Origin of the sequence: Tenacibaculum aiptasiae (assembly GCF_008806755.1) — a bacterium.
In the GTDB taxonomy this organism is placed as follows: Bacteria; Bacteroidota; Bacteroidia; order Flavobacteriales; family Flavobacteriaceae; genus Polaribacter; species Polaribacter aiptasiae.
Genome location: NZ_WAAU01000024.1, coordinates 151,400 through 165,008, shown reverse-complemented (window position 1 = coordinate 165,008; position 13,609 = coordinate 151,400). Strand labels below are relative to the sequence as shown.

At 31.8% G+C, this 13,609-nt stretch carries 14 protein-coding genes; 12 read left to right on the top strand and 2 right to left on the bottom strand.

All coding sequences use genetic code 11. The annotated features are described in order from the left end of the window. Window position 1 precedes the first annotated feature (1 nt). The gene (locus F7018_RS12430; protein ID WP_150900385.1) at window positions 2–382 is read right to left on the bottom strand and encodes a DUF2147 domain-containing protein; all 381 of its coding nucleotides are present in this window, start codon (window positions 380–382) and stop codon (window positions 2–4) included. Between the two features lie 150 nt (window positions 383–532). Here F7018_RS12430 and F7018_RS12425 point away from each other — a divergent pair, with 150 nt between their 5' ends. The 11 genes from F7018_RS12425 to F7018_RS12375 all read left to right on the top strand — a co-directional run bounded on the left by F7018_RS12425 (window position 533) and on the right by F7018_RS12375 (window position 7,646). Next, complete coding sequence (locus tag F7018_RS12425; RefSeq protein WP_150900384.1) at window positions 533–826, top strand: DUF6787 family protein; 294 nt, start codon at window positions 533–535, stop codon at window positions 824–826. Window positions 827–848: 22 nt separating this feature from the next. Then, window positions 849–1,112, top strand: coding sequence for a hypothetical protein (locus F7018_RS12420; RefSeq protein ID WP_150900383.1), 264 nt, complete (start codon window positions 849–851; stop codon window positions 1,110–1,112). 2 nt (window positions 1,113–1,114) lie between these two features. Beyond that, entirely contained in the window at window positions 1,115–1,960 is an 846-nt protein-coding gene (locus tag F7018_RS12415) for an ABC transporter six-transmembrane domain-containing protein (RefSeq protein ID WP_150900382.1), read from the top strand. Between the two features lie 3 nt (window positions 1,961–1,963). Further along, entirely contained in the window at window positions 1,964–3,043 is a 1,080-nt protein-coding gene (locus F7018_RS12410) for an adenylate/guanylate cyclase domain-containing protein (protein ID WP_150900381.1), read from the top strand. Continuing rightward, the gene (locus F7018_RS12405; RefSeq protein WP_150900380.1) at window positions 3,040–3,282 is read left to right on the top strand and encodes a hypothetical protein; all 243 of its coding nucleotides are present in this window, start codon (window positions 3,040–3,042) and stop codon (window positions 3,280–3,282) included. The genes F7018_RS12410 and F7018_RS12405 overlap by 4 nt, the downstream gene beginning before the upstream one ends. 52 nt (window positions 3,283–3,334) lie before the next feature. After that, the gene (locus F7018_RS12400; RefSeq protein ID WP_150900379.1) at window positions 3,335–4,327 is read left to right on the top strand and encodes a sterol desaturase family protein; all 993 of its coding nucleotides are present in this window, start codon (window positions 3,335–3,337) and stop codon (window positions 4,325–4,327) included. A gap of 12 nt (window positions 4,328–4,339) precedes the next feature. Then, window positions 4,340–4,564 carry a hypothetical protein gene (locus F7018_RS12395; protein ID WP_150900378.1) on the top strand — a complete coding sequence of 75 codons (225 nt, stop codon included), beginning with the start codon at window positions 4,340–4,342 and terminating at the stop codon, window positions 4,562–4,564. An 11-nt stretch (window positions 4,565–4,575) separates the two neighbouring features. Further along, window positions 4,576–4,965: a DUF2147 domain-containing protein gene (locus tag F7018_RS12390; protein WP_150900377.1), complete on the top strand. Its 390-nt coding sequence runs from the start codon at window positions 4,576–4,578 to the stop codon at window positions 4,963–4,965. Between the two features lie 71 nt (window positions 4,966–5,036). After that, window positions 5,037–6,263, top strand: a complete 1,227-nt coding sequence (locus tag F7018_RS12385) for an aromatic ring-hydroxylating oxygenase subunit alpha (RefSeq protein WP_217701378.1) — start codon at window positions 5,037–5,039, stop codon at window positions 6,261–6,263. Between the two features lie 13 nt (window positions 6,264–6,276). Continuing rightward, window positions 6,277–6,573, top strand: a complete 297-nt coding sequence (locus tag F7018_RS12380; RefSeq protein WP_150900376.1) for a hypothetical protein — start codon at window positions 6,277–6,279, stop codon at window positions 6,571–6,573. After that, a complete protein-coding gene (locus F7018_RS12375; RefSeq protein WP_175578728.1) occupies window positions 6,573–7,646 on the top strand; it encodes a ferredoxin--NADP reductase in 1,074 nt (357 codons plus the stop codon). The genes F7018_RS12380 and F7018_RS12375 overlap by 1 nt, the downstream gene beginning before the upstream one ends. Before the next feature lie 652 nt (window positions 7,647–8,298). On the opposite strand, the gene F7018_RS12370 is transcribed toward F7018_RS12375, so the two are convergent. Further along, window positions 8,299–9,882, bottom strand: coding sequence for a phage tail sheath family protein (locus F7018_RS12370; protein WP_150900374.1), 1,584 nt, complete (start codon window positions 9,880–9,882; stop codon window positions 8,299–8,301). Window positions 9,883–10,247: 365 nt separating this feature from the next. Between F7018_RS12370 and F7018_RS12365 the strand changes: the two genes are divergently transcribed. Continuing rightward, the coding region (locus tag F7018_RS12365) for a beta strand repeat-containing protein (protein ID WP_150900373.1) at window positions 10,248–13,609 on the top strand (3,362 nt) is incomplete at its 3' end.

Below are 13,609 nucleotides of genomic sequence, written 5' to 3'. Positions count from 1 at the left end.
GTTATTGTTTTCTTACCCAAATTTCAATTAGAGGCTTGTGCATGATATAGCTTGTAACTTCTAATGTGTCTTTGTGTTTAATTTTAATCTTAAGATTGTCAGAATTCGTTTGTGTAGCTCCTGAAATGGCATCAACAAAAGTGTCGTCCTTATAGGTTAAATTGTTTAAAAAGATGTCTTTATCGGTACCAGTTTCTCTAATAATTGTAGTGTCGTCGTTATAATAAATAACTTTACCAACAAGTTTGTTAGCTTGTTTCTCTATTTTATAAGTGGCCTTATAAAAAGAACTTTGAACATCCCAGATACCTAAAATTCGCTCATCTATTTGAGTAGAACACCCAATTAGAAAAATTAATAAACCAAATAAATATCTCTTCATTTTAATTCTGAATAATTACGGAGACAAAATTGAGAAGGTTTGTAAGAAAGATTTTTGACCTATGTCAAAATCATCATAAAGAGGTGTTTTTGATTTAAGTCAAACCAAAACCAAAGATGCCAGTGTAGATTTGAACAAAATTTATTTAGGATGAAAAAATTAATGTTACGTTGGAATATTGATAAACCAAGAGATTTAATTATAATATTTATAGTTTTTTCAATAACAGGTTCAACTTCGATAACTGTTGGGCGCCCAGTTTTAAAAGCAGTAGGAATAACCTTAGAAAATATGCATGCAGTTATTTACTATCCATTGTTTATACTATTAAGTTTTATATGCTATCAAGTTTTTTTAGTTTTGTATGGATGGCTTTTTGGACAATTTAATTTCTTTTGGAACATGGAGAAGAAGATGTTAAGAAGATTCGGTATTTCTATTTAAAATTTCTTTTTTATATTTAAGAATGAAGAAAACTATTAAATGGAGAACTCTAATTGCTCTAGTACTAATGTACATTGCTATATTTATGAATTGGGAATGGGCTTGGGGAGTTTTGTTTATGTTCTGGGTTATTCCCGACCTCTTTTCTGGGATAACTTACTTTATAGAGCCGATATCAAAAAAAGAAAATCCTAAAACATATTGGATAATTATTATTAGCTGGATTCTTATGGCGTTATTTTCTTTGTCAACTTTAGTAATAGATTATTCAGGATATACTTATTAGTTATGAGTGATTTTTCTATTGGTGCTATTTTTAAGAGATATAAGTGGAAAATTTCGTTTACTTTTTTACTACTAATTTTAGAAAATATATCTAAAGTACTACAACCTTTGGTTTTAGGTATTGCTATTAACGATTTAATTAATGGAAGTAACAAAGGGCTGTGGTTGTTTACAGGCTTGTATTTGATAGGTTTTGTTATTGGTACCATACGTAGGTATTACGATACTCGTGCCTATACTTTTATATATACAAATGTAGCTTCGGAAATTGCTGAAACACAAAATAAAAAGGGGATTGAAGTATCTGCTATAGCAGCAAGAAGTGCTTTGGTAAAAGAGTTAGTAGACTTTTTTGAACACGATGTTACTCAGGCATTCACATCGGCAATTAGTGTTGTGGGAGCTTTGATAATGTTAGCATTGTTTGATTTGTGGATTTTTGGTGGATGCTTGTTAACTATTATCATTATCATTTTAATTTATACCTTTAGCACCAAACGTATTTATAACTATAACATAGGTTTAAACGATGAATTAGAGCATCGAATAAATGTGTTAGAAACTCGTGAACGTACAGGTATTTTTAATCATTTTAAGAAAATAACAAAATGGTTGGTGAAAATGAGCGATTTAGAAACAGTTAATTTTTCAATCATCGAAATTGTATTGTTTATACTAGCAATTTATGCATTGTATGCTTCTGCAAGTGCTGTAAATGCTACAGCTGGTGGGATTTTTTCGGTGCTTACTTATGTTTTAGAGTTTTCAGGAGGTGTGTTTATGCTTCCTATTATATTTCAACAAATAATTCGTTTGCAAGAAATTAGTACAAGGCTAAAAAATATTTAAAAATTGAGCAGGAACTTAAGAACATACCTGAATTTATTAGGACAATCAGTATTTTATTGGACTATTACATACATGCTATTCATTACAATTCGCTTTTATGGAATAGGGGAAGATGAAGGATTACCTTTAATAGACAAAACAAATATTCCTTTTTATATAGCTTTACAGTATGCAGCATTTTTAGGGGCTTCTATAGGTGTTTTTTATTCATTAATTGAATTTGTATTTGATACCTACGTGTCAAAGCGAACAGCATTGTGGTTTCAAATTTTATCCAAAACATTTATCTATTTCATAGTTTTAATTATTTGTGTTTCCATAATTCGAAAGTATTATCAGTACGACAATAATTTAGAAATTCCAGTCATAAAAAAAGGTTGGTGGGTAAAGAGTAAAACATTTTGGGTAACAGTGTTATTTTTTGTTTGTTCATCATTGGTATTTTCTATTCTAAAAATGGCGACAGAAAAATTAGGTCCAGGTGTTTTCCTTAAAATGTTATTAGGTAAGTATAAAAGTCCACAAGAAGAAAAACGAATATTTATGTTCTTAGATTTGAAAAATTCTACACCTATAGCAGAAAAGTTAGGACACTTGAAATATAGTCAATTTATTCAAGATTGTTTTTACGACTTAAACGAATTAGTACCTAAATACGAAGCTGAGATTTATCAATATGTAGGAGATGAAGCAGTATTGAATTGGGAATATAAAAAGGGATTGGCGAATAACAATTGTGTGTCATTGTTCTTTGAATTTCAACAAAAATTACAGTCAAAAAAAGATTATTACAATCAAAAATATAATGAAGTTCCAGAGTTTAAAGCAGGTTTACATGGAGGTACTTTAATGGTGGCCGAGGTTGGGACTATAAAAAAAGAATTGGCATATCATGGAGACGTTATAAATACATCTGCTAGAATTCAGGCAGAGTGTAATACGTATAATGTACCAGTTTTAATCTCAGAAAATTTATTGTCCGATTTAAATGTTAAGAATCCTTATTTAACAAAAGTCTTAGGAGATATTTTATTGCGAGGTAAAAAGAGTAAAGTTAACTTGTATACAATATCAAAAGTATGAGAAAGTGGAAAACGATTATAGCATTGTTTTTATTGATTTTGGCAGTGCTTTTTGAGTGGAATTGGTTTTGGGCATTTTTTATTATTATGGGGCTGGTTAATGTGTTAAGTAGTAAAAAAATACATTTTGTAGAGGAAGTATCGTTAGAAGAATCGCCAAGATTGTATTGGACAATGGTTATTATATGGTCGTTTTTAGCGTTATTTTCTATTTTAAATTATTTGGATATTTTGACCTAAATCAAAAGGATTCAGTGTTGTTTTGTCCAATTTTGTAGTAAATTTAAACAACATGAAAAATTCAACATTATTAATCAGGAGTTTACTCGTTATAGCAATTATAACAGGTTTTGCTCATTACTTCTATTATAACTATAATATAGACGGAAGTTCGAGTGTTATATCATTTTTTTCAGATACTTTACAGTGGGAAAGTGTAGAATATTGGTTCTATGTTTTTAACGATTTAAGTTTGGTGTATATAATAGTTCCTTTCTTTTTAATAGAGCTTATTAGGTATGCTTTTTTAAGAAGATTAACTAAAGATTTAATATTAGATAGTGTTGCCAATGTACTAACCTTTGGAGGTTTCTTTTTAATAGAAATAATTTTAGGAATTTTAGCAATTACTAAGCTGTATTATTGGGTATATAATAATTTAAGTTTACCGCATTTAGATGTTAATTGGGCAACAATTATAGCTTGTGTGTTATTGGCCGATTTTGCTTATTACTGGGAGCATAGAACAATGCATAGAATAGGAATAGGTTGGGCTACACATACAGTACATCACAGTTCGCCACATTTTAATATGTCTGTAGCGTACAGATTTGGACCTTTAGATGCAATAATGCCTATTGTTTTTTCATTGCCAATTGTAATGCTTGGTTTCGATCCGATTTTAGTTTTGTTATCAGAAGTATTTGTACAAGTGTTTCAAACTTTGCTTCATACAGAAATAATTGGTAAATTAATAAAGCCTATAGAACTGATATTTAATACGCCTTCACATCATAGAGTTCATCATGGTTCAAATAAACAGTATTGGGACAAAAACTATGCAGGAATATTAATTATTTGGGACAGAATGTTAGGAACGTTTGAACCAGAAGAAGAAAAGGTAGTGTATGGTATTTCAGAGCCTTTAAATAGTGTTAATCCTATAAAAGTATTTTTTCATGGACTCACTAGATTAAATAGAAAGCTAGGAGAGGTAAAAGGATTCAAAAATAAAATGTTGGTATTTATTAAACCCCCAGATTGGATGCCAAAAGAGAATAATTAAAAAGAAGAAATTATGAAATTATTTTTAACACTAATAGTGTCCATTCTAACTTATTTTGGATTACAATATTATCAAACAGGTTCTTTTATAACGTGGGTAGTATTAATTGTTTTATGGACTGCAATAGACTATTTTACATATGATAACCCTTTTTCATGGAAAGATTATATTTTACTAGTCGTAATCTTATCTGTAGTTGAAATAGCTACTTTATATAATTATTTTGGAACACTATAAATTATTAAAAAATGAAACAGCTATTATTAACCTTTTTATGTTTGATTACATTGATTTCGTGTGCTCAAAATAATGACGAGATTGTTGGAACTTGGACAGTTAAGAATCAATATTATGAAGCAGAATATGAGGTTGTTGAATATAAAGGAAAGTTCTTTGGGAAAATCCATTACTACAATGATGGTAAAAATGAATACAAAGGAAATAATGAAAAAAAGGACTATTTTTTAACAGATGTAGAAAAGAAAGGAAAGAAATACATCAATGGAAAAATGTATTTACCAGGAGGTTCGTATTATGAAGTAATTTTTACATTAAAAAATAAAGATAAGCTAGAGGCATTAATGACTGTTGAAGGTCAGCCCTATAAGGAAACTTGGAAAAGAAAAAAGAAAAAGTAAACGGTTAGTTATGAAAGAGATTTTAGTAAAAAATGAATTTGTAGTATTAAATATTAAAAATTATTAGAAGTATGAGTTCAACATCAAAAAATAATAATTCAGCCACAGGAAATATGATGCATGCATTGCCAATAGAAGCATATACATCTCAAGAATGGTTTGATTTAGAAATGAAAACTTTATTTAGTACTACATGGCAATTTGCCGGATTGATAGAAGATGTGGCTAACCCAGGGGATTATATTTCTGTTCAAGCAGGACTCAATAATATTTTTATTGTAAAAGGTCGCGATCATCGGTTAAGAGCTTTTCACAATATGTGTCGTCATAGAGGAACACAATTATTAAGAGCCGTAGGAAAGGCACAAAAAGCAATTACATGTCCCTATCACGATTGGACCTATGATTTAGAAGGAAAGTTAATTAGTGTACCTAAAAAAGAAGAAGAGTTTCCTGATTTGTGTAGTAAAGAATTACACGATTGCGAATTGAATTTACACGAGGCTTCTGTAGATATTTTTAAAGGTATGTTATTTGTGCATCCAGAAAAGAATGCGCCTAGTATTATGGAGTTTTTTGGGGAAGTAGAACCTTATTTAGGTCCTCATATTCCTGAAGAGTTGGTAGAGTATCAAGAAAAAGAAGGGGAAGCATTTTATACCAAAGAGATCAAAGCAAACTGGAAAATTATTGTTGAAAATTATATAGATCATTATCACCTAGCACATTTGCATGAAGGAACATTAAATATGTACGATCATGCCAATGCAGAGTTTGGTTGGAAAGGGCCTCATTATTGGTTTTATGAGCCGTTGGTTCCAGATTATTTAGCAGATGTTGATAATGCATCGCCACAACCTTTAATAAGTAGTGTTCCAAGAGAAAAAATAGGTGCTTATGTGCCTTGGTTATTTCCTAATATTGGAATTACAGAAGGAGAGGCAGCGTGGAATACTTTTCATGCAATTCCTTTAGCAGCTGATAGGACTTTGGTAGTAATTCGTTCGAAAATGGAGAATGCAAGTGAATGGGAATTTACCAAACAGTATACAAAATCGTCTATGAGTAAGGTTTGGCTTCATTATGGTAATAAAGGGAAATATGAAGGAGATGCGAGTGATCCTATGGCATCAGGAGATTTTATGCAAGAAGATGTGTATGCTTGCGAGCAGCAACAAAAATCATTAAAATCACCTATGTTTAGTGTAGGAGCAAGGGCACAAAGAGGAGAGTATGCCGTTATGCGTTTTCAGGAAGAAGTAAAAAAATGGATGAAAAAGCACGGAGCTTTTGATTAAAAATACATACGAAATGAAAAAAATATACATACTGTTATTGGTGTTGCTTACTGCCTGTAGTTCGGTAAAAAAAGAAGAAGCATCTAAGTTACCGTTGCTTACTGTTACCAAAATTGAAAATGGTAAAGATGGGTATACAGCTACTTTAGAAGATAAAAAAGGAGGTTTGTATACATGTACTATTAGTATTCCAAATTTAGAAGATAATTATGTGCGTGTAGAGGTTGGAGAAAAGGTAAGGATTGAAGGAGAATATGCAGAGAGTTATCCAGTACAAATTTTTGCAAAAAGAATTTTCAAAGTTGAATGATGAATAAACCATATTCTTTAAAAGTTATTGATGTAAAGAACGAAACCAAAGAAGCAGTTTCGGTATCTTTTGATGTTCCATATGAATTGTATGAAATATTTAACTATAAGCCTGGTCAGTATATAACCTTACAGTTTAATTTAAAAGGAGAACAGGTTCGTCGATCTTATTCTTTATGTAGTTCACCAGCAAGGGAAGAGCCTTTACGAATAGGGGTGAAAAGAGTAAAAGATGGTTTAGTTTCTAATCATATTAATGATGAGGTTAAAGTAGGGGATTATATTGAAGTATTACCTCCCGATGGACGCTTTTATGCAGAGGTAAAAAAAGAAAATTATAAAACCTATTATTTATTTGCAGCAGGAAGTGGAATTACTCCAGTCTTATCTATTTTAAAAACAGTTTTATATACAGAAGAAAGAAGCTATGTGTATATGATTTATGGAAATAGGAGTCAGGAAACTATTATGTTTGAGGAAGAGTTAAAACAGCTTGAAGAAACATATAAAGATCGATTTTTTTTGGTTCAAACTTTAAGTAGACCTAAAAGTAGTTGGAGTGATTTATGGAAAACATCTAGTAATAAATTTAGAAAAGGAAGAATAGATGCAGCAAGTATAGAATGGTTTATAAACGAATATCCACCCTATGCTCAGAATGCAGAATATTATGTTTGCGGACCAGGAACAATGATTGATAATACAATTAAAGGTCTGGAAAATATAGATGTTCCTTTTGATCGAATTTTTGTAGAGAGTTTTGGAGGAGGAAGCGCTATTAATGAAATTGAAGCTGTAGAAAATGCTAGTTTGGTAACTTATTTGAAAGGTAAAAAGATAGAAAATACCATACCAAAAGGGAAAACCATTTTAAAAGCATTATTAAACGATAATCATGAGCCGCCTTATTCATGCGAGGGAGGAGTTTGTTCTACTTGTAAATGCAAGGTGAAAAAAGGAAAAGTCCATATGAAAAAGAACTTAGCATTAACCGATAAAGAAGTAAAAGAAGGATATGTACTAAGTTGTCAAAGTATTCCTTTAACAGATGAAGTAGAAGTCGTTTATGAATAATTACTTCAATTACCTATAAAATCCAATTGTAATCATTACGAATTTTACCGTTTATTACAAATATCTACCGTTTATTACTTAAAACGACCGTTGGTTACTTTTGAGTATGTAAATGCTATAGTCTTATTTAATTTAGCTCCAGATTAATTTAGAATACAGTGTTTGTTTATGATAATTTGTTGATTTTCTATTGTAAGATTTAAAGATTAGGACAAGCTTTTAAGTAAGTTATATAAACAACTCTGAATTAGTTTTAAATGTGAGGTAGATATATGAATTCAATATTGCTGTTTTTTGTTATACAATAAGTATTTCGGGTAGTACAATTTAAATCATATTATATGATAATAGCATTAAATTAAGGAAGGGTAGTAAATTGAAAAACTCCTTTATTTACCTCGTGGCTTCATTGCTACAAAAAAAAGGCTGCTAACCCCGTTTTATAGCAGCCTTTTTACTTATTTTTTGTAAGCTTTATATTTTAATGATTCCTATTTAAATTTATAGGTAAATTTTGTTTTTAATGAAGATAACACTTTGCTTATAAGGGAAATTAAATTTTTGCATATAACTAAAATGTTACTTGTCATTTAATTAAAATAATACTTTGCTTTCAGTAAAAATAAATTTTTGTTTTAATAAAAGTTCTTCTTTAAATAGAACTTGCCATTTTTTGTTGAAATGTAAATACAATAAATTCTGCAGGTCTTATTGGGGCAACGGTTATCGATACCTTCATAATTCCATTAAGAATATCTTCAGTAGTCATTGTGCTGCCTAAGCCGCATTCAACAGAAAAAGCTTCTTCAGGAGTTGCACCTTGCAATCCTCCTTGTTTCCAAATTCCATATAAAAAACTACTAATCATAGATTTTACAGATTCCCAAGTGCCATAATCGTTAGGCTCAAAAACATAAGCCATAGCAGCTACTTTACAAGATTGCTCTAAAAATATAACGGTTCTTCTTACCGATAGATATTTCCAGTCTGGGCTATTACCGTCTAATGTTTTAGCTCCCCAAACCAAAATTCCAGCTCTATTAAAAAAACGAATTGCATTAATAGATTTTCCAGAAACAATATCAACATTTAAAACTTCTTGTTGAGCATTAGTTAAGTTTATAGGTAAGTTAATAACATCGTTCATAGCAACATTTGCTGGAGCTTTCCATGGACCTAATTGATTGTCGGTTCTGGTAATTACTCCTGCCATTCCACCACTTGGAGGTAATAAATTAGCATCAGACAGTATATATGTCATAATAGTACTATAAATAGGACTTGCGGCTATTAATAAGCTGTTGTATTGATGTGCAGTTAGAGCATGTTCACTAGATGTAGTTTGAATAGTGTTAATGATAGCATTAACAGATTCGTTTGGATTATTTTCAGGGCTTAAAATCTCTTGTAATTTGTTCAAATCTCCACCAAATAAATTCGTGTAATTAATGTCGTTGGTTTTCTGAACAGTTGTTTCTACAAAAGGATAGTAAGCAGCTCCATAATCTAAACCAGTACTTCCAGTTGCATTTCTAAAAGCTGTAATATCTTCGATGTAAGTATTCGGATGAGGTGTTTTACCTCCAATAATATCAAAAATACAAATGGCAGTTTGCTTTTTTGAAGCTTGTGATAACATTTCTTGCATTAAAGTAGCATTGTTTTCTACAGAAAGCAATGTTGCTTCAGGGCAAATGTACATGGTTGGTTCTTGCTCTTTTTCCAATAAGGCTAACCCTTTAGTTAAATCGTCAATTTGAACATTGGGATTTACAATTTGATTGCCAATTTGAGCAGCCTTTCCAGAGGTTGCTCCATAAGAACCAACAGATACGATATAAGCATTGCTTCCACCATTATCAAAAAACAACTTAATACTATTGTATAAATAATAAATGGTGTTTGGATCAGGCACAATGGCATAATAGTCGTTAGCAATCATTATATGATTACTGGAGCTTGGTTGATTTTCTTGCTTTACTAAATAATATTGCGGATTGTATTGCTTAGCAGGATTCACCGAAGACGGTGGTGTTGGTAAACAAAAAATCGCTTGAAATTCAGCAAATGATGAAATTTTTGTCGGGACGTTGGTGTACGATTTCCCTTGATACATAGCTTGTGGAGTATATCCAATAAATGCTGGTACTGATGTAGCAACGGGTACTACAGAGCTAGGAATAGTATTTATTTCATTAATGTATACTCCTGGCGTTTTGATGGTTGATAGATTCATGAGGGACAATTGTTAATGTTGGTTAAAAGTGTTTTTCTATATTTTCATACGTAAAAATTTGTATTGATTGTTTAGTGTCTGAATCTAAAATAAAAAAACAAGAAGTACACATGAAAAACCTTTCAAAAAAAAGGGGGAAAATCCTGTTTTTAATAAAATAAGAAAGATTTATGGTGGCTTTCGATTAGAAAATTGAAGTTTTTTTAGTCTGATTCCTAGTTAGATATACTGATTTGTATGGAGTTGTAGTGAAATTAAAAAGAATAAGTTTTATTTCATGAAAACTTCTTTCCACAAAATAGGGTGTTTAGTTTTTTACTTGTACAATGTTTATAACCTATATAATATAAACACCTCTTAATACAATGAAAAAACTATTACTACTCCTACTATTATTAATTAGTTTTTATACCTATTCTCAAACTTTTACCGAACTCAATACTGCAAATTTAACTGGGCTTCGACTTAGCTCAGCTGTTTGGGGAGATTATGATAATGATGGCGATTTGGATATATTGATAACCGGTGGAGAATCAAATGTATCCAACAATACATTTTCTAAAATATATACCAATACCAACGGAGTTTTTACTGAGCTTACCTCTACCAATTTACCAGGTGCAGGTTCAGCAGCTTGGGGAGATTATGATAATGATGGCGATTTAGATATTTTATTAGCAGGTGGGTTATTTGCGATAACAAAAATCTATACAAATACTAATGGTACTTTTACGGAACATACCGCAGCCAATTTACCTGTAATTGGTAGAGGTTCAGTTGTTTGGGGCGATTATGATAACGATGGGGATTTAGATATTTTAATGACAGGAGGAATCTCAAAAATATACACGAATAATGATGGCGTATTTACGGAATTAACTACAGCAAATTTATTAGATCTTGATGACAGCTTTGCTGCCTGGGGAGATTATGATAATGATGGGGATTTGGATGTATTATTGACTGGTTATGATGGAAGTATCGATCATTCTATAATTTATACCAATAACAATGGCGTTTTTACAGAATTGGCTACGGCAAATTTAACAGCAGTATCCTATAGTTCTGCAGCCTGGGGCGATTATGACAATGATGGAGATTTGGATATTTTGTTAACAGGGCTTAACGGAAGTACTACTGTTTCTAAAATATATACGAATACAGCAGGTATTTTTACCGAACTTACTACTGCTAATTTACCTCGAATACAACATGGTTCTGTAGCTTGGGGAGATTATGATAATGATGGAGATTTAGATGTATTACTTTTTGGAGTAAGTGGTAGTACTCCTATTACTAAAGTTTATAACAATACTAATGGAGTTTTTACAGAATTAGCTACTTCAAATATGCAAGGAGGACAATATGGTTCTGTAGCTTGGGGTGATTACGATAATGATGGAGATTTAGATATTTTAGTGACAGGATCTCATACTGCAGATACAGTAACCTTTTCAAAAATATATACTAATAATACCGTTACAGCAAATACACCACCAACAGCACCAACCAATCCAACTGCTGTCGTAAACGGTAATGAAGTAACTCTAAACTGGACTGCCAGTACAGATGCAGAAACACCAAGCAGTGGATTAAGTTATAACGTATATATAAAAGAGAATCCAGTAGGAACTCCAGAATATATAACAACTCCTATGGCACAAGAAAATGATGGATGGCGTAAACTACCAGCTATGGGTAATGTAGGACAAGGTACCAGTTATACTTATAGTTTCTCAGAAGAGTGTACCAAAAATTACGTCTTTAAGGTGCAAGCCATTGATCATAGCTTTGCTGGATCTCCTTTTTCTACAGAAGGAAATTTTCGAATTGTTGATGTCGTAAATCCAATAACAGAAACCAAAAATATCACAGTATCATTAGATGCTACAGGATATGCAAATGTAACAGCAGCACAGGTAGATAATGGTTCGTCGGATAACTGTGGTATTCAGTCTATGTTATTAAGTCCCAATATATTTGATATTACTACTTTAGGAGATAATACCGTAACACTTACAGTAACCGATATCAACGGAAACTCTAATGCTAAAACAGCTAAGGTAACCGTACAACAGGTATTTACCGAACATACAACAGCAAATATAATTGATGTTTATCAAAGTGATTTAGCTTGGGGAGATTATGATAATGATGGAGATTTAGATTTATTAATAACAGGTAAAAAATCTATTGGTGTAGCTTTAGACCCAGTTTCAAAAATCTATACAAATAGTGGAGGTACTTTTACAGAATTGACTTCTGCTAATTTAGAAGGAGTACAATATGGGGCTTCAGCATGGGGCGATTATGATAATGATGGAGACTTAGATATACTCTTAACTGGTTTTGGTGTGGGGAATACCTATATAACAAAAATCTATACGAATAATGGAGGTGTTTTTACTGAACTAGCCACAGCTAATCTACAGGGAATTGTTGGAGATGTCGCTTGGGGAGATTATGATAATGATGGCGATTTAGATATATTGTTAGCTGGTGGTATTGGACGTTCGTCAATATCAAAAATATACACAAATGATGCAGGAACTTTTACAGAATTGACTACAGCCAATTTAATTGGGGTAAATAGTGGTGCTGTTGCCTGGGGAGATTATGATAATGATGGAGATTTAGATATATTACTTACCGGATATACAGGGAGCTTGGATATCTCTAAAATATATACTAACAATAATGGTACATTTACAGAACTTACTTCAGCCAATTTAATAGGGATATCTTACAGCTCTGTAGCTTGGGGCGATTATGATAACGATGGAGATTTAGATATATTAATGTCTGGGTTTACAGGAAGTGCCGATGTTACAAAAATATACACAAATAATGGTGGTAGTTTTACAGAGCTTCCAACTCCACATGTGAGGGGTCAACAGGAAGGTTCAGTGGCTTGGGGCGATTATGATAACGACGGAGATTTAGATGTATTACTAACAGGAAGTATAAATACTAAAATATATAATAATAACGCAGGTGTTTTCACTCAAGTAGCTGCTGCAGATAATCTAACTCAAATAGCAGTGAGTGATGGTGTTTGGGGCGATTATGATAATGATGGCGATTTAGATATAGTATTTTCAGGTGTTACTGCTACTTCTTTCATTTCAAAAATATATACGAATAATACGATTACTTCTAATACACCACCTACTGCACCAACAAATCCTACTGCCGTAGTAAATGGTAATGAAGTTACTATAAATTGGACAGCCAGTACAGATGCACAAACTCCAAGTAACGGATTAAGTTATAATGTATATATAAAGGAGAATCCAATAGGGGCTCCAGTCTATACCAAAACTCCTATGGCACAAGAAAATGATGGTTGGCGTAAATTGCCGGCTGTCGGTAATACAGGACAAGGTACTAGTTATACTTATAAATTTCCTGCAGCTTGTACTAAAAATTACACTTTTAAAATTCAAGCGATAGATCATAATTTTGCAGGGTCAGGATTTTCTGCTGAAGGAAGTTTTAGCACTGTAGATAACACTAACCCAACAGTAGTAACACAAAATATCACGGTTCAATTAGACGCAACAGGAAATGTAAGTATTACACCAGCACAAATAAATAATAGATCAACCGATAACTGTGGCATCCAATCAATTAGTTTAGATACAACTTCATTTGATTGTACAAACATTGGAGCCAATACAGTAACCTTAACAGTAACTGATGTTAATGGAAACATTAACACAAATAC